General features: G+C 72.5%; 24 protein-coding genes and 1 pseudogene. 12 read left to right on the forward strand and 13 right to left on the reverse strand.

Annotated features, from left to right (window positions below; translation table 11 throughout):
* Positions 1-8: 8 nt before the first annotated feature.
* Positions 9-545: a CPBP family intramembrane glutamic endopeptidase gene (locus OG357_RS12285; RefSeq protein WP_329621177.1), complete on the reverse strand. Its 537-nt coding sequence runs from the start codon at positions 543-545 to the stop codon at positions 9-11.
* 175 nt (positions 546-720) lie between these two features.
* Here OG357_RS12285 and OG357_RS12290 point away from each other — a divergent pair, with 175 nt between their 5' ends.
* From OG357_RS12290 to OG357_RS12305, 4 genes are all read left to right on the forward strand, one after another.
* Entirely contained in the window at positions 721-1,524 is an 804-nt protein-coding gene (locus tag OG357_RS12290; protein ID WP_443066669.1) for a hypothetical protein, read from the forward strand.
* Positions 1,521-2,807, forward strand: a complete 1,287-nt coding sequence (locus OG357_RS12295; RefSeq protein ID WP_329621178.1) for a HAMP domain-containing sensor histidine kinase — start codon at positions 1,521-1,523, stop codon at positions 2,805-2,807. The genes OG357_RS12290 and OG357_RS12295 overlap by 4 nt, the downstream gene beginning before the upstream one ends.
* Before the next feature lie 67 nt (positions 2,808-2,874).
* Positions 2,875-4,275 carry an FtsW/RodA/SpoVE family cell cycle protein gene (locus OG357_RS12300; RefSeq protein WP_329621179.1) on the forward strand — a complete coding sequence of 467 codons (1,401 nt, stop codon included), beginning with the start codon at positions 2,875-2,877 and terminating at the stop codon, positions 4,273-4,275.
* 25 nt (positions 4,276-4,300) lie between these two features.
* Positions 4,301-5,776 (forward strand): penicillin-binding transpeptidase domain-containing protein, encoded by a 1,476-nt coding sequence (locus OG357_RS12305; RefSeq protein ID WP_329621180.1) that lies wholly within the window; start codon positions 4,301-4,303, stop codon positions 5,774-5,776.
* A gap of 16 nt (positions 5,777-5,792) precedes the next feature.
* Here OG357_RS12305 and OG357_RS12310 read toward each other — a convergent pair whose 3' ends face one another.
* From OG357_RS12310 to OG357_RS12325, 4 genes are all read right to left on the reverse strand, one after another.
* Positions 5,793-6,902, reverse strand: a complete 1,110-nt coding sequence (locus OG357_RS12310) for a ferritin-like domain-containing protein (RefSeq protein WP_329621181.1) — start codon at positions 6,900-6,902, stop codon at positions 5,793-5,795.
* Between the two features lie 248 nt (positions 6,903-7,150).
* A complete protein-coding gene (locus OG357_RS12315; protein ID WP_329621182.1) occupies positions 7,151-7,744 on the reverse strand; it encodes a hypothetical protein in 594 nt (197 codons plus the stop codon).
* 103 nt (positions 7,745-7,847) lie between these two features.
* Positions 7,848-8,078 carry a mycothiol transferase gene (locus tag OG357_RS12320; protein ID WP_443066670.1) on the reverse strand — a complete coding sequence of 77 codons (231 nt, stop codon included), beginning with the start codon at positions 8,076-8,078 and terminating at the stop codon, positions 7,848-7,850.
* A 55-nt stretch (positions 8,079-8,133) separates the two neighbouring features.
* A complete protein-coding gene (locus OG357_RS12325; protein ID WP_329621183.1) occupies positions 8,134-8,301 on the reverse strand; it encodes a hypothetical protein in 168 nt (55 codons plus the stop codon).
* Positions 8,302-8,729: 428 nt separating this feature from the next.
* Between OG357_RS12325 and OG357_RS12330 the strand changes: the two genes are divergently transcribed.
* The 4 genes and pseudogenes from OG357_RS12330 to OG357_RS12345 form a co-directional block, all read left to right on the forward strand.
* Positions 8,730-9,452, forward strand: a complete 723-nt coding sequence (locus tag OG357_RS12330; RefSeq protein WP_329625573.1) for a TetR/AcrR family transcriptional regulator — start codon at positions 8,730-8,732, stop codon at positions 9,450-9,452.
* Between the two features lie 27 nt (positions 9,453-9,479).
* Positions 9,480-9,806, forward strand: coding sequence for a hypothetical protein (locus tag OG357_RS12335; RefSeq protein ID WP_329621184.1), 327 nt, complete (start codon positions 9,480-9,482; stop codon positions 9,804-9,806).
* Between the two features lie 74 nt (positions 9,807-9,880).
* Positions 9,881-11,254 carry a C40 family peptidase gene (locus tag OG357_RS12340; RefSeq protein ID WP_329621185.1) on the forward strand — a complete coding sequence of 458 codons (1,374 nt, stop codon included), beginning with the start codon at positions 9,881-9,883 and terminating at the stop codon, positions 11,252-11,254.
* A 95-nt stretch (positions 11,255-11,349) separates the two neighbouring features.
* A pseudogene (locus OG357_RS12345) lies at positions 11,350-12,258 on the forward strand (MFS transporter); the annotation flags it as partial.
* A 293-nt stretch (positions 12,259-12,551) separates the two neighbouring features.
* Here the strand turns inward: OG357_RS12345 and OG357_RS12350 are convergent.
* Positions 12,552-13,076: a DUF6584 family protein gene (locus OG357_RS12350; RefSeq protein ID WP_329621186.1), complete on the reverse strand. Its 525-nt coding sequence runs from the start codon at positions 13,074-13,076 to the stop codon at positions 12,552-12,554.
* A gap of 137 nt (positions 13,077-13,213) precedes the next feature.
* Between OG357_RS12350 and OG357_RS12355 the strand changes: the two genes are divergently transcribed.
* Positions 13,214-14,191: a hypothetical protein gene (locus OG357_RS12355; RefSeq protein WP_329621187.1), complete on the forward strand. Its 978-nt coding sequence runs from the start codon at positions 13,214-13,216 to the stop codon at positions 14,189-14,191.
* A 24-nt stretch (positions 14,192-14,215) separates the two neighbouring features.
* On the opposite strand, the gene OG357_RS12360 is transcribed toward OG357_RS12355, so the two are convergent.
* From OG357_RS12360 to OG357_RS12380, 5 genes are read right to left on the reverse strand one after another with little or no spacing between them, the layout of a single operon-like run.
* On the reverse strand, positions 14,216-15,451 hold the full coding sequence (locus OG357_RS12360; RefSeq protein WP_329621188.1) for a styrene monooxygenase/indole monooxygenase family protein: 1,236 nt from the start codon (positions 15,449-15,451) through the stop codon (positions 14,216-14,218).
* Positions 15,452-15,485: 34 nt separating this feature from the next.
* Positions 15,486-16,118 carry a GTP-binding protein gene (locus tag OG357_RS12365; protein ID WP_443066805.1) on the reverse strand — a complete coding sequence of 211 codons (633 nt, stop codon included), beginning with the start codon at positions 16,116-16,118 and terminating at the stop codon, positions 15,486-15,488.
* 49 nt (positions 16,119-16,167) lie between these two features.
* A complete protein-coding gene (locus OG357_RS12370) occupies positions 16,168-16,590 on the reverse strand; it encodes a DUF742 domain-containing protein (RefSeq protein ID WP_317599112.1) in 423 nt (140 codons plus the stop codon).
* 13 nt (positions 16,591-16,603) lie between these two features.
* Positions 16,604-17,095: a roadblock/LC7 domain-containing protein gene (locus OG357_RS12375; protein ID WP_329621190.1), complete on the reverse strand. Its 492-nt coding sequence runs from the start codon at positions 17,093-17,095 to the stop codon at positions 16,604-16,606.
* Positions 17,092-20,058: a sensor histidine kinase gene (locus OG357_RS12380; protein ID WP_329621191.1), complete on the reverse strand. Its 2,967-nt coding sequence runs from the start codon at positions 20,056-20,058 to the stop codon at positions 17,092-17,094. Before OG357_RS12380 ends, OG357_RS12375 begins: the two co-directional genes overlap by 4 nt.
* 358 nt (positions 20,059-20,416) lie before the next feature.
* Between OG357_RS12380 and OG357_RS12385 the strand changes: the two genes are divergently transcribed.
* On the forward strand, positions 20,417-21,199 hold the full coding sequence (locus OG357_RS12385) for a hypothetical protein (protein WP_329621192.1): 783 nt from the start codon (positions 20,417-20,419) through the stop codon (positions 21,197-21,199).
* A 138-nt stretch (positions 21,200-21,337) separates the two neighbouring features.
* On the opposite strand, the gene OG357_RS12390 is transcribed toward OG357_RS12385, so the two are convergent.
* Positions 21,338-21,820: a MarR family winged helix-turn-helix transcriptional regulator gene (locus OG357_RS12390; protein WP_329621193.1), complete on the reverse strand. Its 483-nt coding sequence runs from the start codon at positions 21,818-21,820 to the stop codon at positions 21,338-21,340.
* Between the two features lie 259 nt (positions 21,821-22,079).
* Here OG357_RS12390 and OG357_RS12395 point away from each other — a divergent pair, with 259 nt between their 5' ends.
* Positions 22,080-22,910 (forward strand): lysozyme, encoded by an 831-nt coding sequence (locus OG357_RS12395; RefSeq protein ID WP_329621194.1) that lies wholly within the window; start codon positions 22,080-22,082, stop codon positions 22,908-22,910.
* A 200-nt stretch (positions 22,911-23,110) separates the two neighbouring features.
* Positions 23,111-23,995, forward strand: a complete 885-nt coding sequence (locus tag OG357_RS12400; protein WP_329621195.1) for a lytic polysaccharide monooxygenase auxiliary activity family 9 protein — start codon at positions 23,111-23,113, stop codon at positions 23,993-23,995.
* On the opposite strand, the gene OG357_RS12405 is transcribed toward OG357_RS12400, so the two are convergent.
* Positions 23,992-24,585, reverse strand: a complete 594-nt coding sequence (locus OG357_RS12405) for a DUF4240 domain-containing protein (protein WP_329621196.1) — start codon at positions 24,583-24,585, stop codon at positions 23,992-23,994. The genes OG357_RS12400 and OG357_RS12405 overlap by 4 nt on opposite strands.
* Positions 24,586-24,659: the final 74 nt, after the last annotated feature.

Below are 24,659 nucleotides of genomic sequence, written 5' to 3' on the forward strand. Positions count from 1 at the left end.
GTGCACCCTCAGTCCCCGGGCGCCTTCGGGCGGTCGTCGCGGACCAGGAAGACCGCGACCGGCGCGAAGACGATCATGAGGATGGTGGCCGACGCGGCCAGGAGCGACCAGCCGCCGGACTGGCCGGTGACCGCCTCGTCGACCCCGCCGGAGGCCAGGAACGTCGTCGGGTCGGTCAGCGCGTGCAGCACGATCGCGGTCCAGATCGTGCCGGTCACCAGCATCGACAGGTACATGCAGGTGCCGAAGGCGAAGGTGTAGACGACGGTCAGCAGGACCGTGCTCGGCTCCATGCCGGACAGCAGGTTGACGACGTGCATCAGGGCGAAGAGCGCGGACGACACCACCATCACGAAGCGCTCGGGGTGCCCGGCGCCCCGGAGCATCCTCACCGCGATGCCCCGCGTCGCGAGCTCCTCCGCCACGCCCACGCAGACGCCGAGCAGCAGCATCAGGGCGATGCGGTCCGGGTCCCAGGCGCTCCAGTCGGTGGCGCCGACGTGTCCGGCGACGGCGAGGAGGACCAGCGCGGGCGCGATCCACATCCGTCGCATAAACGCGGCCAATCGTTCCCTCGCACCATAGGCCGACCGTGATGCGGGCCGGAGCCCCGCCCCACGGCTCCCCCACCGAGAGGCAAAAGGAATATCTCTCCGCATATGGTCGACGGGACACGGGCCCCACTGGACCGCCGTGCCCGAGGAGCAGGAGGAACAGCGCGTGAGACCGCACGCCGCAGCCGCCCGGGGAGTGGCCGGAGTCCTGTGCGTGCTCGCCGCGGCGACCGGCTGCGGCGGCGGGGAGGGCGGGCTCCGGAGCGCCGGACCCACGCCCACCGCCGTCGGGCCCGTACGGCTCTGGCCGGATCTGCCGCCCGCCACCGATCCGCCGATCGACTACGGCGAGTCGGACACCCAGCGCGTCCCCGGCGTGAAGGTGCCGGACAACGACGTCCGGCACGTCGCCCCCGCCGAGGTCGTCCGCGCCGAGGTGCGCGCGCACCCCGACACGTACTCCGGCGCCGACGGCCTGTACGAGGAGACCGCCCGGGCGATCGAGGCCTGCGCCGCGAAGCCCGACGGGTGTCCCGTCCTGCGGCCGTACTACCACGACCTCACCGGCAACGGCCGGGACGAGCTCATCGTCGGGATCCGGATGCCGGACCAGCAGGTCGGGGTACGCGTCTACCTCGCCGAGAACGGCGGGCTCACCCGGATCATGTCCACCGTCGACCAGGTCATCAGCGTGGAGCTGGCCGGCCGGGACCTGATCATGCGGGTGAGTTCGGCCGGCATTCCCGGCTACGAGTACCGCACGGCCTGGTCCTGGGACGAGCAGCAGCACAGCATGCTGCCCACCCGGGACGAGATCCTCCGCGTGGCGCCCCCTGGCGCCCGGGCGTCGGCCGTGCCGCCCGCGCCCGATCTCGTGAGCCCGTCGCCCACGCCCGCGCTGCCGGCGCCCGTACCCACGCCCGCGCCCGTACCGGCCCCCGTACCCCTGTCCGAGGAGCCGGGCCCGTGAGAACGCCCCGGCTGCCCGCCTGGACCGCGACCCTCACCTGGAAGGCCGCGGTCTTCATCGCGGTCATGTGCTGCGCCCTCGCCGCGCTCCTCGGCGTCCTCGTCCACGTCTCGGTGACCGGCCAGACCGTGCACGACGCACGGGAGAAGGCCCTCACGCGGCTCACCGAGGTCAGCCGCCTCTACGAGGCGGGCGAGCCCCTCCCCCGGTTCTCCGGCCTCGACCCGGAGGGGCTTCCGGCGCCGCTGCGTGCGCTCGCCGTCCGGGGCGAGCACGGCACGATGGTCGCGGACCACGACGGCCGGCCGACGATGTGGGCGGCGGGGCCCGCGGACGGCCGCGCGCTCGCCGTCCGGTTCGACTACTCGCAGAGCGCCGAGACGATCGACGCGCTCGACCGGTCGATCGTCGGCTCCTCCGTCCTCGCGATCGGGGCGACGCTGCTCGTCGGCGCCTTCGCCGTCACCCGGGTCACGCGCCGGCTGCACCTCACCGCCCAGGTGGCCCGCCGGATCAGCGCCGGGGACCTGGACGCACGCGTCAACGACCCCCGCACCGAAGACCCTTCGCGCTCCCAGGACGAGGTGGCGACGGTCTCCGGGGCGCTCGACACGATGGCCTCCTCGCTCCAGCGGAAGCTGCAGAGTGAGCAGCGGTTCACCGCCGATGTGGCGCACGAGCTGCGGACCCCGCTGACCGGGCTCTCGGCCGCCGCCGAACTGCTGCCGGACGGACGGCCCTCGGAGCTCGTCCAGGACCGGGTGAAGGCGATGCGCGACCTCACCGAGGACCTCCTGGAGATCTCGCGGCTCGACGCCCGCAACGAGGCCGTGGACCTCGCGGTGCACGAGCTCGGCCCGCTCGCCGCGCGGGTGGTCCGCGCCTCGGGCACGCCGACGGAGGTACGGGTCGTCCGGGACGCCACCGTGGAGACGGACCGGCGGCGCCTGGAGCGGGTCCTCGGCAATCTGATCGCCAACGCGCACAAGCACGGCGCGCCTCCGGTGGTGGTGACGGTGGACGGGCCGACGGTGACCGTGCGGGACCACGGGCCCGGCTATCCCGGGTACCTGCTGGAGTCGGGGCCGCAGCGGTTCCGCACCGAGAGCGGGGGCAAGGGGCACGGTCTGGGGCTGACGATCGCGGTGGGGCAGGCGGAGGTGATCGGCGCCGAGCTGGTGTTCGCCGACGCCGACGAAGGAAGCGGTGCCGTCGCCCGGCTCCGGCTGCCGGAGTACGTCCGCCTCACGGAACCCGGCCCCGACTCCGTACCGGGAGACTGAACAGCACCACACGGCACACCGTCACACAAAAGGGACATAGGGCATACCGCTTGCTACGTTGCGGACCATGACCGCCACTCCGCGCACGGACGCTCCCCCGCCCGGGGTACGCATCCCGAAGCGCCGCGGCGTGGAACTCTCCCTCCTCGTCGGCGCCGTCCTCATCTCCGTCTCCGGTTACGCGGCCGTCGGCCTCGCCCGCAGCGGCGCCGTGCCGCCGGACGCCGCCCGCTACGGCGCCGGGCTCGGGCTGCTCGCGCTCGTCGCCCATCTCGCGGTCCGCTTCCGCGCCCCGTACGCCGACCCGCTGCTGCTGCCGATCGCGGTCCTGCTCAACGGCCTCGGCCTGGTGCTGATCTACCGCCTCGACCTGGAGACGCCGAGGGACCAGGCGGCGGCGACGCAGCTCGTCTGGTCGACGCTCGGGGTCGCGCTCTTCATCGTGGTCGTCCTGCTCCTGCGCGACCACCGCACGCTCCAGGGGTACGCATACGTCTCCGTGGCCGCCGCGCTCGCCCTGATGATCCTGCCGATCTTCTTCCCCGCCGTGAACGGCGCCAAGATCTGGATCAGGATCGGCGGGCTCTCCTTCCAGCCCGGCGAGTTCGCGAAGATCCTGCTCGCCGTCTTCTTCGCCGCGTACCTCTCCGCCAACCGCAACGCCCTCGCGTACACCGGCCGCCGGATCTGGAAGCTCCAGTTCCCCACGGGCCGGGTGCTCGGGCCGATCGTGGCGATCTGGCTGCTGAGCGTCGGCGTCCTCGTCCTGGAGCGGGACCTCGGCACCTCGCTGCTCTTCTTCGGCCTCTTCGTGATCATGCTGTACGTGGCGACCGGCCGGACCGGCTGGATCGCGGTCGGGCTCGTCCTGGCCTCCGCCGGGGCCTTCCTCGTCGGCTCGCTCGAACCGCACGTGCACAGCAGGGTGGAGGACTGGCTCGACCCGTTCGCCTCGATCCGGGCGGGCGAGGGGCCGGGGCAGCTCGCGCAGTCGCTGTTCGCCTTCGCCGCCGGCGGGATGCTCGGCACGGGGCTCGGTCTCGGCCATTCCGTCCTCATCGGCTTCGCCGTGAAGTCGGACTTCATCCTGGCGACGGCGGGCGAGGAGCTCGGACTCGTCGGCCTCACCGCGCTCTTCCTCCTGTACGCGCTCCTCGTCGCCCGCGGCTACCGCGCCGGCCTCGCGCTGCGCGACCCCTTCGGGCGGCTGCTCGCGATCGGGCTCGCCTCGATCGTGGCGCTCCAGGTCTTCGTGATCGCGGGCGGGGTGATGGGGCTCATCCCGCTCACCGGCATGGCGATGCCGTTCCTGGCCCAGGGAGGCTCGTCGGTGGTCACCAACTGGGTGATCGTGGCGCTCCTCATCCGGGTCAGCGACTCGGCCCGTGCGCCGCAGCCCGACTCCGCCGACACCGGGACGCTCGCCCCGGTCAGGGAGGACACCCCCTTCCGGGAGGACGCCCCGTGACCCCGCACCTCCAGGAGGGCGCCCCGTGATCCGGTACATCCGGCGGGCCGCCGCCCTCTGCCTCGTCCTCCTCGTCGCCCTCCTCGTCAACGCGGCCCGCGTGATGGTCTTCGAGGCCGAGGAGCTCGACGACAACCCGGCGAACCGGCGGATCGCCATCGACCGGTACGCGGAGCCGCGCGGCGAGATCGTCGTCGACGGGAAGCCGGTGACCGGCTCCCGGGACAGCGGACAGCAGCTGCGCTGGGAACGGACCTACCGGCAGGGGCCGTTGTACGCGCCGGTGACCGGCTTCGCCTCCCAGACGTACGGCACGACGCTCGTCGAGCACGCCGAGGACGCGGTCCTCGGCGGGACGGACCCGATGCTCGCGCCACTGCCGCTCTGGAACGACCTCACCCGGGGCCGGCAGCCCGGCGGCGACGTCCTGACGACGATCCGCGCCCCGATGCAGGAGGCGGCCTACCGGGGGCTCGACGGGAAGCGGGGCGCGGTCGTCGCGGTCGAGCCGTCCAGCGGCCGGATCCTGGCGCTCGTCAGCTCGCCCTCGTACGACCCGGGGGTCCTCTCGGGGACCGGCAAGGAGGTCAAGGACTCCTGGAAGCGGCTCGTCTCCTCGCCGAACCAGCCGATGCTGAACCGGGCGCTGCGCCAGACGTACCCACCCGGCTCCACCTTCAAGATCGTGACGGCCGCGGCGGCCCTCGACGCGGGCGTGGTGCGGGACGTGGACGCGCCGACCGACACCCCGGACCCGTTCGTCCTCCCGGGCACCCGGCAGGTGCTGCCGAACGAGGCGAAGGGCTGCGCGGACGCGTCCCTCGCGTACGCGATCCAGTGGTCGTGCAACACGGTGATGGCCGGGCTCGGGGTGGAGGTCGAGCTCACCGGGATGGTCGACGCGGTCGAGGGCTTCGGCTTCAACGACACGGGCCTCCAGGTGCCGTCCTGGGTCGCGAAGTCGAACTTCGACCGGGAGATGAGCCCGGACCAGCTGGCGCTCTCGTCGATCGGGCAGTTCGACACGACGGCGACCCCGCTCCAGATGGCGCTGGTCGCGGCGGCCGTGGCCAACAACGGCGAGATCGCCCACCCGTACCTCGTCGACCGCACCACGACCTCCGGCGGGACGACGGTGGACCGTACGGGCCGGCGCAGCTACCGGCAGGCGATGAACCCCTCGACGGCGATCCAGCTCCAGCGGCTGATGGTGAAGGCGGTCGAGGAGGGCACGGGCACGAACGCGGCGATCCCCGGGGCGCGGGTCGGCGGCAAGACGGGCACCGCGCAGCACGGGTTCGGCAACACGGGCACCCCGTACGCCTGGTTCATCGCCTGGGCGCAGGCGGAGGGCACGGCCCAGCCGGCGGTCGCGGTGGCGGTCGTCGTCGAGGACGCCGAGGCGTCCCGTACGGACATCAGCGGGGGCGGGAGCGCGGCGCCGATCGCGCGGGCGGTGATGGAGGAGGCGCTGCGGCTGGAGGCGAAGGCACGGGGGTAGGCCCCCGCCCGTGGTCCTATTCCGCGGCCGCCCCGTCCGCGATCGCGTCCGCCACCTCCGTCACCCGCGCCCGCTCCTCCGCCGCGAAGCGCTCCGCGTCGAGCCGCTCCGCGATCTCCTCGTCCTGGGTCATCAGCAGATCGAGGTTGGAGTCGCCGAGGTCGAAGACCCCCATGTCGAGGTAGGCCTTCTGGAGGCGTTCGCCCCAGAGGCCGATGTCCTTCACGCAGGGGACGATCCGGCTGAAGAGGAGCTTGCGGAAGAGCTGGAGGAACTCGCTGCGCTCACTCAGCTCCTCGGCCTCCTTCCGGGGGATGCCGAAGTTCTCCAGGACCTCGACCCCGCGCAGCCGGTCGCGCATCAGGTAGCAGCCCTCGATGACGAACTCCTCGCGCTCGCGGAGCTCCGCGTCCGACAGCTGCCGGTAGTAGTCGCGCAGGGCCATCCGGCCGAAGGCCACGTGACGGGCCTCGTCCTGCATCACGTACGCGAGGATCTGCTTGGGCAGCGGCTTGTCGGTGGTGTCGCGGATCATGCCGAAGGCGGCGAGTGCGAGCCCTTCGATGAGGACCTGCATGCCGAGGTAGGGCATGTCCCAGCGGGAGTCGCGCAGGGTGTCGTCGAGGAGGCTCTTGAGGTTGTCGTTGATCGGGTAGAGCATCCCGATCTTCTCGTGAAGGAAGCGGCCGTAGATCTCGGCGTGCCGGGCCTCGTCCATGGTCTGGGTGGCCGAGTAGAACTTGGCGTCCAGGTCGGGGACGGCCTCGACGATCCGGGCGGCGCAGATCATGGCGCCCTGCTCGCCGTGGAGGAACTGGCTGAACTGCCAGGAGGCGTAGTGCCGGCGCAGGTCGCCCTTGTCCTTCTCGGTCATCTTCACCCAGTGGCGGGTGCCGTAGAGGTTCAGGACCTCGTCGGGGGTGCCGAGCGGGTCGTACGGGTCGACGTCGAGGTCCCAGGCGATGCGGGTGGAACTGTCCCACTGCTTGTCCTTGCCCTTCTGGTAGAGGGCGAGGAGCCGCTCGCGGCCTTCCTCGTACTCCCAGGAGAAGCGGGCGGCGCCGGTGGCCGGCACCTGCCAGGAGAGGGTGGGCTGGGCCGTGGTGTAGAGGTCGCGCGTCGACACTGACGCCTCCTTCGGGGGTCGGATGGCCGTTCCCGTGGTGCGGTTCCTTCGTGCGGTTCCTTCGTGCGGTTCCTTCGATTTCCTCGTACGAGTCCACCGGTCAGTTCACACGGTGGTAGACGGATCGTCAACAAGTCGCGCGCAAGGGATTGACGGCGTTACTGACGGGCCGCCTCACAAGGGTGACCCCTGGTAACGCGACGGCGTAGGCGGGATGGCAAAGCACCCGAACGCGCTCCGGTGGCCGTTCAGTCCTCGATGGGGAACCGGGGGCGGGTCCAGAGGGTGAGGTCGCTGCTGGTCGCGATTGCCAGGGTGCGACCGGCCGGGGAGAAACCGGCAGTGCGCAGTTCTGAGTGTTCGGAGTGGAAGACGTGCCACCAGGTGCCTCCCGCCGCTCCGTTGTTCGCTCCGCCGTCGACGGAGAGGATGACGCGGTCGTGGGGCCAGTCGGGGCTGACGACATCCACCGTCCAGCCGTCCCGTGTGGTGCTGCGCAGACCGCCGCCGAAGAGGCCGGCGATGCGGATCCCGGTGCCTGCGACGGGACCGAGTCCGGGGCAGGTGAGGTCCGGGTGTGCGTCGGGGGTGCTGGTGGCGGGGTCGGGATCCCGGTCGCGTGCGACCTTCTCGCCGGTGACCGCGTCGAAGAGTCCGTGTCCGTCGTGGGATACGACCATGACGAGGTCGTGTCCGGTGTCCGGATCGACCGCGAAACCGATGCCGAGCAGGCCGCCGATGGGGGTCCTGTGATCCAGGACCAGCTGCCAGGGCGCCGGGGCCGCCATGACGGGGGCAGCGAGGTAGCGGTCGCGTAGGCGCTGCTGGTACTCCGTGATCAACCTGTCTCCTCGGTTCGGCCCGTGTCGAGAATCTCCCGCACAGCGTGCCAAGTCGACTTGAATGCACCGAGGACAGCCTGGACCGATGGGGATTCGCTGAGCTTCACAACATGGAGTCGTAGGAACCAGCGTGATCGGGTGTGGTGGCGGCTGCTTTGGCGGCTCGCTCGATCTTCGCGCACTGGGCTTCCCAGAAGGTCGCGTCGCGATGTGGAGTCGCGCACTGGGTTGTTGCGCCTGCGCTCTCGTCGAGTTGTTCGCGCAGGATGTCGGCGCGTCCAGCGTGCCGGCTCGTCTCGGTGAGCATATGGACCAGGATGCTGAACAGCTTCACGTCGGGGCGTGGCCACCGGGGCAGACGCTCAGTGCCGGTCCTGGGACGGTTCCTCCTAGGAACTCTCCATGATCGCGACCGTGACCGCGGCGCCGATCAGGCACGTGACGATGGTGACGATCATGCAGCCTGAGCAGCCGAGTCGCTCACGAATCATGGCCGGGCCCAGAAAGAGCAGAGCGAACGCGGCTAAGCACAGAAACAGCAAGATGATGATGATCATGGTGTCCCCCCATGGCAGCTGTGAGTCGAGGTTTGCAGTCCCGGCCACACGAGGCAACGGTTTCGTTCAAGTCGGCTCGCATCAAGCTCCCCGAGCGCGTCCGGTCGCCGGTGCCCGGTGGTGGGAGGCTGCGCGGATGACGATGCGCAGGATGCTGGGTGAGGGGCCGGTCCGGGCGGAGTCGGGGCTTGCGGGATGTGCGTGGGGGTACGGCTGCCGAGCGTGCGGCAGACGGTGTCCGGACGGTCCACCAGGAGCAGCTGGACGGGACACCGGAGACCGAGCCCGACTGGGGCGCCCCCTTCGAGGACGGCAAGTGGTTCCGGCCGCCCGAGCTCGTCTCCCAGCGGGCCGGGGACGTCCCGCCCGGCCGGAACCGGTTCGGGACCGCGCCCCTGACCGGTGCGTTCCACGGTTACGCTGCGGGCATGACAGGCGCCGCCACACCCGCGTACCGCAGGCTCAGTGTCGAGGAGCGGCGCGGGCAGCTCCTCGACGCCGCCCTGGGGCTCTTCGCCCACCGGACGCCCGAGGACGTCTCGCTCGACGACGTCGCCGAGGCCGCCGGCGTCTCGCGGCCCCTCGTCTACCGCTACTTCCCCGGCGGCAAGCAGCAGTTGTACGAGGCCGCCCTGCGGTCCTCGGCCGACGCCCTGAACCGCTGCTTCAGCGAGCCCCCGGTCGGGGCGCCGACCGAGCGGCTCGGCCGGGTGCTCGACCGGTATCTGACCTTCGTCGACGAGCACGACGCCGGGTTCAGCGCCCTGCTGCGGGGCGGCAGCGTCGCCGAGACCTCCCGGACCACCGCGATCGTGGACGAGGTCCGGCGGGCCGCCGCCGAGCAGATCCTCGTCCACCTCGGGGCGGCACGGCCGGGCCCCCGGCTCTCCATGCTGGTGCGGACGTGGATCGCGGCCGTGGAGGCCGCCTCGCTCATCTGGCTCGACGAGGAGAAGCAGCCCCCGGCGCGCGAACTGCGGGAGTGGCTGGTCGACCATCTCGTCGCCCTCCTCGCGGCGACCACGGCCAGCGACGAGGAGACGGCGGCGGTCGTCGGCCGGCTCCTCGCGCAGGAGACGCCGGAGGGGCCGGTGGCGACGCTCGCCCGCAAGGTCATCCCGGTGGTGGGCGAGGCGGCCCACCTGCTGTGAGCGGGGCAGGCGGGAGAGACTGGAGGGGTGAGAAGCGAGAACACGCCCTTCCGCGGCGGCCCCCTCGACGGCCGGGTCCTGCCGATCCTGCTCGGTCCGACCGGCCACCCGCCGAAGTGGTACGAGGTGCCGGTCCCGGCCCATGACGGACGCCCGCCGATGCTGCACGCGTACCGCCGCGAACCGGCGGGGCACACGAAACGGCTCGGCATCCAGCGCGGCTGGGTCTACGAGTACGTCCCCGAGGGCCGCGAGCGGCGCGAGCTCAAGTGGCCGTGGTCCAAGCCGGGCGGCGGGGCGGGCGGCGGGACGCGTGGCGGCGCACGGCCGACGGATGCTGAGCCGAACGGGTGAGCATGCCGAGAGCCTCCCGATTCGTACACTAATCAGATGAAGTGACGCGTCATCATCCTTCTGGAGGTGGTGACGTGTCGCGAAGGCTGCTGCGCACGGTGTGCACGGCGGCGCTGGCCGCTGCGACGGCCCTCACGGGGGTGGTCCCGGCGGCCGGCGCGAGGCCGGCGGACCCGCCCGTGGACCCCTCGGCGGAGGCCCCGATCGCCTGGGCGGACCCGGCGGCGGAACCGGTCGGACCGGTGGATCCGGAGGCGGAACCGGTCGGACCGGTGGATCCGGAGGTGGATCCGACCGCAGGGGTGGATCCGGAGGCGGATCCGACCGAACAGGTGGTCCCGGGCTCGACTGACGCCCCCGGCGCTCCCGACTCCCCTGACTCGCAGCTCGAACCCGTCGACGACGCCGCCGCTCTCCCACCGCCCGGCGGCGACTCCGTCGCCGGGCTCCTCGGCCGGCTGCGGACGCTCTACCGGCAGGCCGAGGAGGCCACCGAGCGGTTCAACGCCGCCGAGGAGGCGCTCAAGCTCCAGGCCGCCGACACCAAGAAGGTCTCGGCCCGGCTCACCGCCGCCCGGACCGACCTGGACCTGGGCCGGGCCGAGGCCGGGCGGCTCGCCAGGGAGCAGTACCAGGGCAAGACCGAGGCCAACTCCTACCTCCGGGTGCTCTTCGCGCAGGACCCCCAGTCGGCCCTGGACCAGGGGCGCCTGCTGGCCCGCGCGGCCCGCGACCGGGCCGGCACCGTCTCGCGGCTCGAAGGCGCCGAGCGGCGCGCCGACGCGCTCGCGAGCGCGTCCCGCAAGGCCCTCGACCGGCAGCAGTCCCTCGCCGCCGCGCAACGCACCCGGCGCGACGAGGTGACGGCGAAGCTGCGCGAGGTCGAGAAGCTGCTCGCGTCCCTCTCGCCCGAGCAGCTCACCCGGCTCACCGAACTGGAGCGCGTCCAGACCGCGGGCGCCCAGCGCGAACTCCTCGACTCCGGCGTCCTGGACGGCCTCCGCGCCCCGTCCCGTGCGGGCGCCGCGGCCCTGCGCTTCGCCGTGGGACAGATCGGCAAGCCGTACGTGTGGGGGGCCGAGGGCCCGGAGTCGTACGACTGCTCGGGGCTGACCCAGCAGGCGTGGGCGGCGGCGGGGCGGGAGATCCCGCGGACGAGCCAGGAGCAGTGGGCGACGCTGCCCCGGGTGCCGCTGTCCGAGCTCCGCCCGGGCGACCTGGTGGTGTACTTCCCGGGCGCCACCCATGTGGCGCTCTATCTCGGCGAGGGGCTGGTGGTGCAGGCCCCGCGGCCCGGCGGGAAGGTGAAGGTCTCCCCCGTCGCGGCGAACCCGCTGCTCGGGGCGGTCCGCCCCGATCCGGGCGGGCAGGCCCTGGAGACGTACGCGCCGCCGGCGCTTCCGGCGGGGGCCACGGACGGCGGGGACGAGGGGTACGACCGGCCGTGAACTCCCCTTCGCCGACCGCCCCTTGCCATCAGAAGTAATAAGCGCCAAGCTTCACGGGTCCTTACAGTCGCCTGCCCCGGACTGGGAGCCCCGTCATGCCCAAGCTGCTGCCGGACACCGGACCACAGCGCACCCTCGCCGCCTCGAACTTCGTCTACACCGTCGGCAGCGGCCTCTTCCTGACCGCCGGGGTCCTGTACTTCACCCAGGCCGTGCACCTCCCGGCCGCCACCGTCGGGCTCGGGCTCGGCATCGCCGGGCTCCTCTCGCTGGCCGTGGGCATCGCCGTCGGCCATCTCGCGGACCGGCACGGAGCACGCACCGTCTACGCGGCGACCCTGGTGGTCCAGGCGGTTGCCACGGCGGGCTTCGTCCTCGCGGACGGGTTCTGGCCGTTCGTCCTCGCCGTCTCGACGGCCACCGGGGCCAAGGCCGCCGGGCTCGCCGCCCGCGCGCCGCTGATCCGGCACTACGGCGGCGACCGGCCACAGGAGTTCCGCTCCTACCTGCGGGCCGTGACCAACGTCGGCATCTCCCTCGGGGCGCTGCTCGCGGGCTGGGCCGTCCAGGTCGGCACCCTCGACGCGTACCGGATCCTGGTCGCCGGCAACGCCCTCGCGTTCGCGGCCGCCGCAGCCGTCCTGCTCCTCCTGCCGCCCGTCGCGCCGGCACCGGCCACCGAAGGGCCCCGCTGGCTCGCGCTGCGGGACCGGCCGTACCTGGTGCTCACGGCGCTCGACGGCGTCATGGCCATCCAGTTCAAGGTGCTCACGGTGGCCATCCCGCTCTGGCTGGTCGGATCCACCACCGCCCCGCACTGGCTGGTCTCGGGCGCGATGCTCGCCAACACCGTCCTGGTCGTCGGACTCCAGGTCCGGGCGAGCCGCGGCATCGACTCGCCCCGGGCCGGCGGCCGCGCCTACCGTCGCGCCGGAGCGGCCTTCCTCGCCTCCTGCGGCCTGGTCTCGCTCTCCGCGGGCGTCCCGGAGTGGGCCGCCGTCGCCCTGCTCCTGACCGCAGTGGTGGTCCACACGGTCGGCGAACTCTGGCATTCGGCGGGCGGCTTCGAGGTGTCCTTCGCCCTCGCCCCACGCCACGCCACCGGCCAGTACCTGGGCGTCTTCGGCCTCGGTGCGGGCCTCTCCGAGGCCCTCGGCCCCGGGCTCCTGATCGCCCTCTGCATCACCTGGGGGCGCCCCGGCTGGTTCGTCGTCGGCGCGCTCTTCGCGATCGCCGGGCTCCTGACCCCGCTCGCGGTGCGCCGGGCCGAGGCCGCGGCCGACAGGACCGGAGCCGGTCAGCCGAAGAGGGAGATGACGCCGAGCACCCAGACCGTCATGAAGGCGAGGAACCCCACGACACAGCCGATGCCCACGAGGATCTCGCCGATCGACAGCGGCGCGGCGGGCACCTCGTACCGCTCGCCCTCCTCCTCGTAGGACTCCGGGTCGTCCCAGTCGACCGGGTGCCCCAGCTCCTCGGCGCAGGCCGTCCGCACCGCCACCAGCCGCTCCTCGGCCACGGCGGTGGCGGCCAGGGCCTCGGGGCCGCGCCACGCGAGGGCCTTCATGCGCCACCCGGGAGACCCGTACCGCGCCTCGAAGGCGGCGGTCTCGTCCGCGTCCCGGTCCTCTTCGAGGTACATCCAGCGCCCCGCCTCCGCCGCGTCGCCGTACAGCCGGTACACCTCGGCCAGGCGGCGGCGGAGGGTCAGGTCGTACGGGAAGGACGCGACGAGGCCGCGCAGGCGCTGGCGTGCCATCGGCACGCGGCCGGCGGCCAGGTCCGCGTCCACGCGGGCCAGGGTGTTCGAGAGGGGCATGCCCACATCATCGAGCACCGCGGCCGGGCAGTTCGAACCCTTTACGACGGAGGCTTCGAGCCTCCGGAGCCCTGTCCTCCGTACCGGACGGTACCTACGCTTGTCCGCACGACGTGGGCCCGGGGGGAGCTGAGGCAATGTCAGGGGCATGGCAGCAGTACCCGGGCGGGGTCCCGCCCCGCCCCCACCCCGGTTGGCAACCGGCCCCGCCGCCGCCGTACTTCGTCCCACCACCGCTGCCACCACGCCCGGGTCCGGGTGCGCTGCTCGGCGGCGCCTTCCGGGTCCTGGGCAGGACCTGGCGCTCCCTCCTGGGGGCGCTGTTCGTGGCGGAACTGGTCGTGCTGGCGACGCCCGTGGGCGTCGGATTCGGCATGTACGCGCTCAGGGGCGGTTCCGACCTGGGCACGGGCTCGACCGATCCGAGCGTGCTGGTGGACTTCGCCCTGATCTACGCCCTTCCCCTCTTCCTGCTCCTCTACCTGATCCAGGGCGTGACCGGCGCCCTGGCCGCCACGCTGGCCGCGCAGGACGCGACGGGAACGCGGGTCACCGTGCGCGGGCTGCTGAGAGCGAGCGCGCCCCGCGTGCCCGGCACGGTCGGCGGGTACCTGCTCAGCAGCGTGGTGCTCCTGCCCCTGCTGGTCACCCCCCTCGCACCGCTCGCGGTCTGGCTGTGGGTGGTGTTCGCGCTCATCCCGGCGGTCATGGCCCACCAAGAAGTCGGCCTGTTCGAGGCCATAGGCCGGACGGTGGACCTGCTCAAGGGCAGCTGGTGGTGGACGTTCTTGAACATGGTGCTCGCAACGGTGATCGCGTTCGGAGCGGACTTCATCGGAGGCTTCCTCCTGTCCGTCCCCGAATCGGCGATCCAGGCGGCCAACGACCGCAGCGAGCCGACGCTCGAAGACGTCGCCTCGCTCCTGGGAGCCACCGTGGGGGGCTTGACCCTGATCATCGGCATCCTGATGTTCCAGCTCGCCTTCACCCACCTGGTCGGCGCCCAGATCTACAAGGCGCTGAGCGCCCGCCACAACGCCCTGGCCCCGCCGTCCCCACTGCCCTATCCGCCCCCGCCCGGCGCCATTCCGCCGCCGAGACGGCCCGGATGGTGAGCTCCCACCCGGGCCATCGGCCTGTCAGCTTCCGGAGAGCGACGCCAGGTACGCGTTCGTCTTCTCCGGGTCGAAGAAGAAGTTCTCGAAGTCGGCAGGGTCGTTGAAGCCGTTCGCGAAGCGGTCGGCGGCCGGCTGGAGCTGGCCCGCCGCGCCGATCAGGTTGAGGACGTGCTCCGGCGGGACGCCCAGCATCGCGTTCGTCCACTTGGTGACGTGCTGCGCGGTGTCCCAGTAACGGTCGAAGGCGGACTGCATCCAGGCCTCGTCGAAGGGCTTGTCGCCGTGCTCGACGATCGCCGCGAGGTACGCGGCGGCGCACTTGGACGCCGAGTTGGAGCCCTGGCCCGTGATCGGGTCGTTGGCGACGACCACGTCGGCGACACCGAGGACCAGGCCGCCGCCGGGCAGCCGGCCGATGGGGTTGCGGACGGTCGGCGCGTACCGGCCGGCGAGGGTGCCGCCCGCGTCGGTCAGCTCGACCTTGGTGGCCCGCGCGTACTCCCAGGGCGTGAACTTCTCCATCAGCTCCAGCGTCAGCGCCAGGTGCTCCGACGGGTCCTTGATGCCCTGGAAGACGTCGAGCGGGCCGCCGGGGATCCCCTCCCAGAAGAGGATGTCGGCGCGGCCGCCGGTCGTCAGGGTCGGCATGACGAAGAGCTCGCCGACGCCCGGGACCAGGTTGCAGCGGACCGCGTCGAAGTCCGGGTGCTCCGGGCGCGGGCCGAGACCGTGGACGTACGCGACGGCCAGCGCCCGCTGCGGCTCCGCGTACGGCGAACGGGACGCGTCCCGGCCGAACATGGAGACCAGCTCGCCCTTGCCCGCGGCGACGAGCACCAGGTCGTAGTTGCGGGAGAAGTAGTCCAGGTCGCCGACGGCCGCGCCGTGTATGACGAGCTGGCCGCCGCGCTGGGCGAAGGTCTCCATCCAGCCGGCCATCTTCACGCGCTGGTCGACGGACTGCGCGTAGCCGTCGAGCCTGCCGACCCAGTCGATCGCCCGGCCGGCGTCGGGGGCGGCGACGGAGACGCCGAGGCCCTCGATCCGGGGGGCCTGGGACTCCCAGAAGTTGAGGCCGAGGTCCCGCTCGTGCTGGAGGGCCGTGTCGAACATGCACTGCGTGGACATGACGCGCCCGGCGCGGATCTCGTCCGCCGTCCGGTTCGACATGAGGGTGACCTCGTACCCCTGCGTCTGAAGTCCGAGGGCGAGCTGCAGACCGGACTGGCCGGCGCCGACTATGAGTATCTTCCGCATGGGTGGTGCTCCTGGCGCGTGAGAGAACTGTTCGCTATTCGGGGGTTGCTTCGAGCGCGTGCGCGACCATGGAGAGCAGGGTCTCGACGACGCTGTAGCGCTTGCGCGCGTCCATGATCACCACCGGCACGTCCGGGGAGACCGTCAGGGCCTCCCTGACGTCCTCCGGCTCGAAGCGCTCGGTGCCCTCGAAGTGGTTGACGGCCACGATGTACGGGAGGCCGCAGCTCTCGAAGTAGTCCAGGGCCGGGAAGCAGTCCGTCAGCCGGCGCGTGTCGGCGAGCACGATCGCCCCGATCGCCCCGCGCACCAGGTCGTCCCACATGAACCAGAAGCGCTGCTGTCCCGGCGTGCCGAACACGTACAGCACGAGGTCGTTGTCGAGGGTGATCCGGCCGAAGTCCATCGCCACCGTGGTGGTGAGCTTGTCCGGCGTGGACGTGAGGTCGTCCGTGTCCTCGCTCGCCCGGGTCATCAGCGCCTCGGTCTGGAGCGGGGTGATCTCCGAGACCGCGCGGACGAAGGTGGTCTTGCCGACGCCGAAGCCGCCCGCGACCACGATCTTCGTCGCGATCGGGGCCCGGGTGTGGTCGAGCTGCCAGTCCTGGGCGCCGTCGTCGGCGCCCGGTTCCGGTTCGTACGGACCGGCCTGGGGCTGTGCGGGGATTCCGGCGGCCGCCGGAGCTTCCACCGGTGATTCGGAGACGGCGGTGGCGTCAGAGACGACGGAGTCCACTCAGCACCCTTTCGAGGAGCGCGCGGTCGGGCTGGCCGGTGCCGTGACCGGTCCCGTACACACGGATCTTTCCCTGGTCGGCCAGGTCGCTGAGCAGCACCCGGACGACTCCCAACGGCATCTTCAGGAGCGCCGAGATCTCCGCGACCGTCCGCATGCGGCGGCAGATCTCGACTATGGCCCGCATCTCCGGCATCAGACCGCGGGCTCCGGGCCCGCCGTCCGTCAGGACCTTGCGCGCGGGGGCCGCTTCGAGCGCGGCCACGAAGGTCTCGACGAGCAGGACGTGACCGAACCGGGTACGGCCTCCGGTCAGCGAGTACGGGCGTACGCGTGAGGGGCGCCGCCCGTCCCCGCGTACCGGCAGTTTGTGGTCGTGAAAGGCCGCGGACGCAGACGTCACTGGGTGCTCTCCATCACTGGGTGCTCTCCATCGATTTGCGCAGCTCACTGCGGACTTCGGGGGTGAGTACGTGTCCGGCGCGGCCCACGAAGAGCGCCATGTGGTACGCCACGACGCTCATGTCGCAGTCGGGGGTGGCGTGCACGCCGAGCAGCGAGCCGTCGCTGATCGACATCACGAAGACGCTGCCCTCCTCCATCGCCACCATGGTCTGCTTGACCCCGCCGCCGTCCATCAGCCGGGCCGCGCCGATGGTGAGGCTGCCGATGCCCGAGACGATGGTGGCCAGGTCGGCGCTGGAGCCGCGCGGCCCGTCGGGACGGACGGCGTCGGCGGCGGCCGTGGCCGCCTGCTGGGTGGCCGGGTCGGACGAGAGCAGCATCAGCCCGTCGGAGGAGACGACGGCGACCGAGCGGACTCCCGGTACCTCCTCCACGAGATTGCCCAGCAGCCATTGCAGGTTGCGGGCCTCCGTGCTCAGTCCGAACGTTCCCGTCGCAGTCAACTGCGTGCCTCCTCGACTGTGTCCCCCGTCATCTCCTCTGTACGTGCAGGCCTTACGGCGTCTATCCGCGGCGTTTCCGTCTCCATCTCCGCCTCCACGTCCCGGCGTCCGGCCTTGGCGCCCTGGTGGAAGCCGCCGAGCCGGCGGCGCAGGGCCTCGGCGTCCACGCCTCCCTTGCGGGGAGTGGTGGAGTCCTCGGCCTTGCGGACCACTTGCGGGGTGCGCTTGGGGAGTCCCTTGTCGGTGACCCGCTCCCACTGGGCTGTACGCGGGCCGGGAACCGTCTGGTCGGAGAGCGGTTCGGGGGCCGCGGGCGCGGCCGGGGCCGACGGCGCTGCCGGGACGGGCAGGGCCGGGGGCTCGACGTGGTCGGCGGCGAGCGGGTCCCCGTCGGCGGCGCGCTCGTGGGCGTCCGGCTCGGGCTGCGGGTCGGGCAGGCGGACCTGGAGCGTGGTCTCGGAGACGGACTCCACGAATCCGGCGGGTTCGTACGTGTCCACGGGCTCGGACGCCTGCGTGGGCGCCTGCTGCTGCGGCTGCGGCTCCTGCTGCGGCGCCGGCTCCGGCTGCTGCTGCGGCTCCTCGGCCTCCGCCTCCGCCGCGAGGAACGCGCGCTCCGCGGCCTCCACCAGCGGGTCGCGGTTCCGGGACGGCAGCGTGTTGGAGTTGGCCTCCGCCGCCGAGCCCGGCAGGTGGAGCGTGGGCGCCGCGCCCGCCACCCGTACCGGCTCCGACACCACGGTCGGCGGCGTCGTGGGCAGCAGGGGCAGCGGCAGGACGACGACGGCCGCGATGCCGCCCGGCTTCTGCTCGCGCAGCTGGACGCGGACCCCGTGGCGGGCGGCGAGCAGGGCGGTCACGCGCATGCCGAGCCCCTCGCCCTCGAAGCCGTCCGGATCGGCCTCGGCGAGGCGCGCGTTGAGCTCGGTGAGCCGGGAGTCGGTCATGCCGATGCCCGCGTCCTGGACGGAGAGCATGACCTCGCCGGTCTCCAGGAGCCAGCCGGAGAGCTGGACCTCGGCGTCGGGCGGCGAGAACGACGTGGCGTTCTCCAGGAGTTCCGCGATCAGGTGGCTCAGGTCGTCGGCGGCGAAGCCGGCGATCTGGGCGTGCGGCGGCAGGGACTGGATGGTGACCCGCTCGTACCGCTCGATCTCGCTGACGGCGGCGCGCAGCACGTCGACGAGCGGGACGGGCCCGGCGTGGCCGTGGACGTGCTCGTGGCCGGCGAGGACGAGGAGGTTCTCGCTGTGGCGGCGCATGACGGTCGCCAGGTGGTCGAGCTTGAAGAGCGTCGCGAGACGGTCCGGGTCCTGCTCGCGCTCCTCCAGCTTCTCGATGACGCCGAGCTGCCGCTCGACGAGCCCGAGGCTGCGCAGCGAGAGGTTGACGAAGGTGTGGTGGACCGTGTCCTTGAGGCGTTCCAGGTCGGCGGTGACGAGGGCGACCCGGCCCTGGAGGTCGGCGCGCTGGGCGGCGAGCTCCGCGCCGAGCGCCTCCTTGGCGGCGGCGGTCTCGGCGTGCTCGCCGGTGAGCCGCTCGCTGTGGGCGGCGAGGCCGGAGAGCTTGCCGTGCAGGGTGTTGAGGGAGCGGACGGCCTGGGCGAACTCGTCGTTGCGGCCGGTGAAGCGGACCGGCTCCTCGCGGTGCGGCTCGGCCGCCCCGGCGAGCCGGGCGGCGCCGAGGCGGAGCACGGCGAGCGGCCGGGTGAGGGTGCGGGCGACGTACGTGGAGATGCCGATCGCGACCAGGAGGCAGCCGCCGAGGTAGGCGATGCGCAGTTCGAGGGCGGTGACGTCGTCGTCCCGGAGCGCGACGAAGTGCTCGACCCGCTCGGCGGCGAGCCGGGACTCGACGCCGCGCATCTGCTCGATACGGGCGGACAGCGCGGCCTCCAGGCCGGCCTGGTCGGTCTCGCGCTCGGACTCGGTCAGCCGGGGCTGGTCGGTGAGGGTGGCGAGGGAGCGCTCGGCGCTCTTGACGTCGGGTCCCGCGACGGTCGCGGCGATCGCGTCGCGGGCGGCGGCGCCGGCGGCCTGGTCGAAGTCGCCGAGGGCGGCCAGTTCGCGGACGCGGGCCTGCTGGGCGGCGGCGGTGAGGGCGTCGCGGGCGTGCTCGGCCTCTTCGGTGCCCTCGGGGACGTCGGGGACGTAGGTGCCGGTGCCGGGGTCGTAGTGGACGTCGCCGGTGGGCTCGGGCTGCGGCACGGCGAGGGCGGCGAGGAGCAGGCCGCGGGCGGCGGAGGCCTGCTCGACGGCGCGGCCGAGGGCGGCCGGGGCGCGGGTGGTCTCGGTGAGCGCGGAGCCGGCGGCGCGGGGCGGGGTCTCCTCGGCGAGTTCGTCGGAGAGGGCCTGGAGCTTGGTGATGACGTCCGAGTAGGCCTTGTGGGCCTCCAGGGCCGTGCCCTTGCCGGTGAGGGCGGCGCGGCGGATGGAGGGGACCCCGGCGAGGTCGCGGCGGAGCTCGGTCGCGGCGGCGGGCCGGATCTCGTCGATCTGGCGGTCGACGCGGGTGGAGCGGGTGTCGGTGATCTGGCGCTTGTCCTTGGCGTCGCCGGTCTGCGCGTCGCGGCCCGCGGCGATGTACGCGACGACCTCGTCGCGCTCGTCCGCGAGGGAGTGCGCGAGGGTGACGGCCTGCCGGTCGAGCTCGGCGAGGGTGACCAGGCGCTGGGAGTCGGTCAGGTCGGCGGAGGCCGTGAGGATCGCGGGGGCGCCGGCGGCGAGGACGGTCACGCCCACGAGGGCGACACCGGCGACCAGGCGGTTACGGACGCGCTTGGAGCGTCCGGCCGGGGGCTGGGCCTGCGGCTGCGGCTGCGCGGGGTGCGTCGCGGCGGGCTCCGCGGGGTGGCCGCCGGTGGGCGCCGTGACGGTGCCGACCGGGGTCGGCGGTACACCGGGGGTCTGGCTCCGCGCGCCGTTCTTGCTCCGAGGCCGCTTCTTCTCCACCGGTGCTCGCATTCTTGACTCGTCCGCCCACAAAGCAGAGGTGACGACCGGTCACGTGGAGCGCCCCCACCCCTGGTACGGCTTCCGACCATTCCAGCGGTTCTGGGAAGGGGGCGCGCATCGGCCGCTCCGCCACCCGAACGAGTGAACAACACTCATGAGTTGGCGAACAACTCCCCGGGGTGGGGGTCCAGGCCCTCCACTGACCTCCGGTTGGATCTTCCGCGCGGGCTTTGGCAGGATGCCCGCCCGCAGCTCGGCGGAGGTCCCGATTCCGCCTCTCGCGCCGCCTCCGGCGGGTTGGTACAGGCCTTTCCGGCCGTTTGGAGGTGCCGTGAAGGAGTGCGGCGGGGCGGGCACACTGGGCCTCATGCGCAGCGACGTCGCCACCCTCCCCGGCAGCCCCGAACGCCCCAACGAGGACTGGGCAGCCGCAGCTCTGCCCGCATCGGGCGGCGGGGGGACGGTCGTCCTCCTCGACGGCGTCACGCCACCGGCCGGCGATGACGGTTGTGTGCACACGGTGCCGTGGTTCACCGCTCGCCTTGGCGGGGCTTTGACCGAACTGTCCGCTTCTCGCCCGGACATGCCCCTGTTCGAGATCCTGTCCGTGGCAATCCGGCGCACCGCGGACGCCCACCGGGACACCTGTGACCTTTCTCACGTGCGTACGCCCCAGGCGACCGTGGTCCTCGCGCGCTGGGACGAGGCCTCGGTCGAGCATCTCGTCCTCTCCGACTCCGCTCTCCTCCTGGAGGCGCCGGACGGGTCGGTCCGGGCGGTGCTCGACGACCGGCTCGACCGGGTCCCGGACGAGGTCCTGCGATCCCTGGCGGCGACGGACCGGCTGCGGAACCGGGAGGGCGGCTTCTTCACGGCGGCGGCCGACCCGTCGGTCGCGGCGCGGGCCGTGACGGGAACGACCCCGCGCGCGGAGGTACGGGCCCTGGCGGCGCTCACGGACGGGGCGAGCCGCTGGGTGGAGCTGTTCGGCGCGGGCGACTGGACGGAGTGCTTCGGCGTCCTGCGCGAGGAGGGGCCGTCGGGCCTGCTGCGGCAGGTGCGGGCGCTGGAGGCGGCGGACGCGGAGGCGGGCGGGGTGCGCCGCTGGAAGCTCCACGACGACGCGACGGCGGTGTACGCGGAACTGTGAGGTCCGGGACCGGGCTCAGGGGGCGTCCTGCCCCGGCCGTGATCCGCCGGACAGGCCCTAGGGGGTGTCTTGCCGATCATGCCGGGCTCGCGGCGCCTGGCACCGCGCCCTGATCCGGCCTGATCGGCAAGACACCCCCTAGCCCTCGGAGCGGACGTTGAAGTGGTGGAGCAGTCGTGCCAGTTCGGCCACCTCGGTGCGGTCCCAGTCGACGAGCTTGCGGACGTACCGCTCGCGCCGGGCGTCCCGGACGTGCCGGAAGCGGTCCCGGCCCTCCTCGGTGAGGCGGACCAGCGAGGCGCGCCCGTCGGCGGGGTCGGGGTCGCGGACGACGAGCCCGAGCATTTCGAGCGCGCGCAGCTGGCGGCTCATGGTCGCCTTGCCGACGCCGAAGTACGCGGCGAGTTCGGTGGCCCGCTGGGGGCCGGCGTCGTCGAGGCGTACGAAGAGTCCGTAGGCGGCGGGCTCCAGTTCGGGGTGGACCTCGCGGGCCATCTCGCCGGACTGCGCGCGGGCGCGCCGCAGGAAGACCGCCAGTTCCCGTTCGAGCGCGAGGAATTCCGGGTCCACTCCGGCGGGCGGGACGGCCCGGCCGTCACTTCCCGTACCGCTTCCGTGCACGTCAGCACCTCCCACACGTTCTCCGGCGGCCTCCCGGCGGCCCTTCACGGCTCCCCGGCGGTTTTCCGGCCGCTGAAAGTTTCTTCCCGTCGCGGCGATCGCCGCAGCTCCTTCAGTATTTCGCAGGATTAGACCAACGGCGGTAACCGGGCCCCCTTCCGCCGGGCAGGTCTACGTGCGTAGCGTCTCTCTCGACTCAGTGACATGTCCACACCAGGATGTGTCGACATCGGTCCCCCACCGCCTTTCGGAGGCACGCATGCGTGTGCACAGATCCGGAACGACCCTCGCCGGGGCCGCCCTCGCGGCGCTGGCCCTCCTTCTCCCCCTCGCCGGCTCCGCCGGTGCCGCCCAGGACCCGGGCACCCGGCAGGTGCCCGCCCGCGGCTCCGCCTCCATGGGCATGGGCGTCCTCAAGCACGACGGGCGCGACGGTGCGCCCGGTGGCATCTCGGTCCAGGCCGTCCAGACGGAAGGCGTGGACGTCTCCGGACACCAGGGGAACGTCGCCTGGTCCACGCTGTGGAACAGCGGGGTCAAGTGGGCCTACGTCAAGGCGACGGAAGGCACGTACTACAAGAACACCTACTTCACCCAGCAGTACAACGGCTCGTACAACATCGGCATGATCCGGGGCACGTACCACTTCGCCACCCCGGACACGACGACCGGCGCCGCCCAGGCCGACTACTTCGTCAACAACGGCGGCGGCTGGTCGAAGGACGGCAGGACCCTGCCGGGCGTCCTCGACATCGAGTGGAACCCGTACGGCGCGACCTGCTACGGCAAGACCCAGTCCGGGATGGTCGCCTGGATCCAGGACTTCGTGAACCGGTACAAGTACCGGACCGGGCGGGACGCCGTCATCTACACGGCGACGAGCTGGTGGAAGCAGTGCACCGGCAACTACGGGGGCTTCGCCTCCACCAACCCGCTGTGGATCGCTCGGTACGCCTCGACCGTCGGCGAACTCCCGGCCGGCTGGCAGTACTACACGATGTGGCAGTACACGTCCTCCGGCCCGACGGTCGGCGACCACAACCACTTCAACGGCGACCTCTCGCGCGTACAGGCGCTCGCCAACGGCTGACCTCCCCTCGCTCTCTGCTTCATGGCGGCTCTCCGGGTGCACGGCACCCCGGGGGCCGCTTCGGCTTTTTCCGCCCACCCCCTTGCCCATTGGTATGGACCAATGCGACGCTCTACGGCGGTCGCACGGAATTCAACTTCCGCGTACCCAGCGCGCGTTGCTCGTCCCGTTCTCCCCCACGCACGAGAGAGAGCCCCCGCATGCCCTCGTACCGCCGCACCTCGGCCGTCGCCGCCTCCGCCCTGTCCGCCGCCGCCCTCGTCGGCCTCACCCCCGCCACGGCCGGCGCCCACGGCGCCGTCTTCAACCCCGTGAGCCGGGTGGCGGCCTGTTACGCCGAAGGCCCCGAGACGCCCAAGTCGCAGGTGTGCAAGGACCTCGTCGCCGACTCCGGCACCCAGCCGCTCTACGACTGGAACGAGGTCAACATCGCCAACGCCGACGGGCAGCACCAGGCCCTCATCCCGGACGGCAAGCTCTGCTCGGCGAACCGCGCCAAGTACCGGGCCCTCGACTGGGCGCGCACCGACTGGCCGGCGACGGCGGTCGCGGCGGGCTCCTTCGACTTCAAGGTCCGGGCGACGGCGGCCCACTCCGGCACGATGACGGTCTACATCACCAAGGCGGGCTTCGACCCGACGCAGCCCCTGAAGTGGTCGGACCTGGACGCGGCCCCGGTCGCCGTCTACAACACCACCCGCACGGCGACGGACGGCTACTACAACTTCACGGGCACCTTGCCGGCCCGCACCGGCCGCCACATCGTCTACAAGGTGTGGCAGCGCAACGACAGCCCCGAGGCCTTCTACAGCTGCTCGGACGTCACCTTCGGCGGTACGACCGCGCAGGCGGCCACGACGAAGGCCCAGGCCCCGACCGAAGCGAAGATCGCCGCGGGCGCCGACCTGTCCACCGTCAGCCACGCCGGCCACGGCGGCGACGAGCAGGCCCCGGCGCTCTCCGCCGAGACCGCCGGCGCCCCCTCCTCGCCGCTCCCGCTCGCCCTCGCCGGCGCGGGCGCCCTCGCCGCCTTCGCGGGGGGCACCCTGCTCCTGGGCCGGCGCCGGAACTCCTCCGCCTCCTAGGAGCCGGAGGTACCGAGTGGGAAGAGGGCGGTGAGCCGGGGCAGCGCCATCCCCTCCGGCCGAGCCCCCGCGAGTTCCTCGTCCTCTTCCCACTCCCCCGCCGCCTCGGCGGCGTCCTCCGCCTCCTCGACGGCGTCGAGGAACTCCTCGCCGTCGTCGTCCTCCTGGCCGGTCAGCTCGTCGTACGCGTCCTGGGCGACATAGTCGAGCTCCTCCCACTCGGGCCACTCGGCGTCGTCCCACTCGTCACGGTGCCGCCCCACGAGGGCCCGGATCCCCGGCACGTCGGCCAGGGCGTCCGGGTCGGCGACGACCGACTCGTACACCTTCCGCCCCTGCCCCACCAGCCAGAGCGTGAAGTAGTGGAAGCCGTCGTCCGTGCAGCCGCCGCCCTCGACGCGGTTCGCCGCCGCCCACACCGCGCGGGTGTCGGCTCTCTCGCACGCCTTCTCCAGGCGCACCTGGAACGCCACACTCTCGGTCTCCGGGCTCCGCACCAGCTCCGCCCGCAGCCACTCCAGCCGCTCGTCCCGGTCACCGGGCCGGCGGCTCAACTCGTCGATGAGAGCCCAGAAGGCGTCGTCGTTCATGCGTACGAGCATGACAGCCTCGACTGACATCCGGTGACATCCGGGTGCCGACATCCGCGCACGCCGGAGCGGGG

Origin of the sequence: Streptomyces sp. NBC_01255, from assembly GCF_036226445.1 — a bacterium.
Taxonomy (GTDB): Bacteria; Actinomycetota; Actinomycetes; order Streptomycetales; family Streptomycetaceae; genus Streptomyces.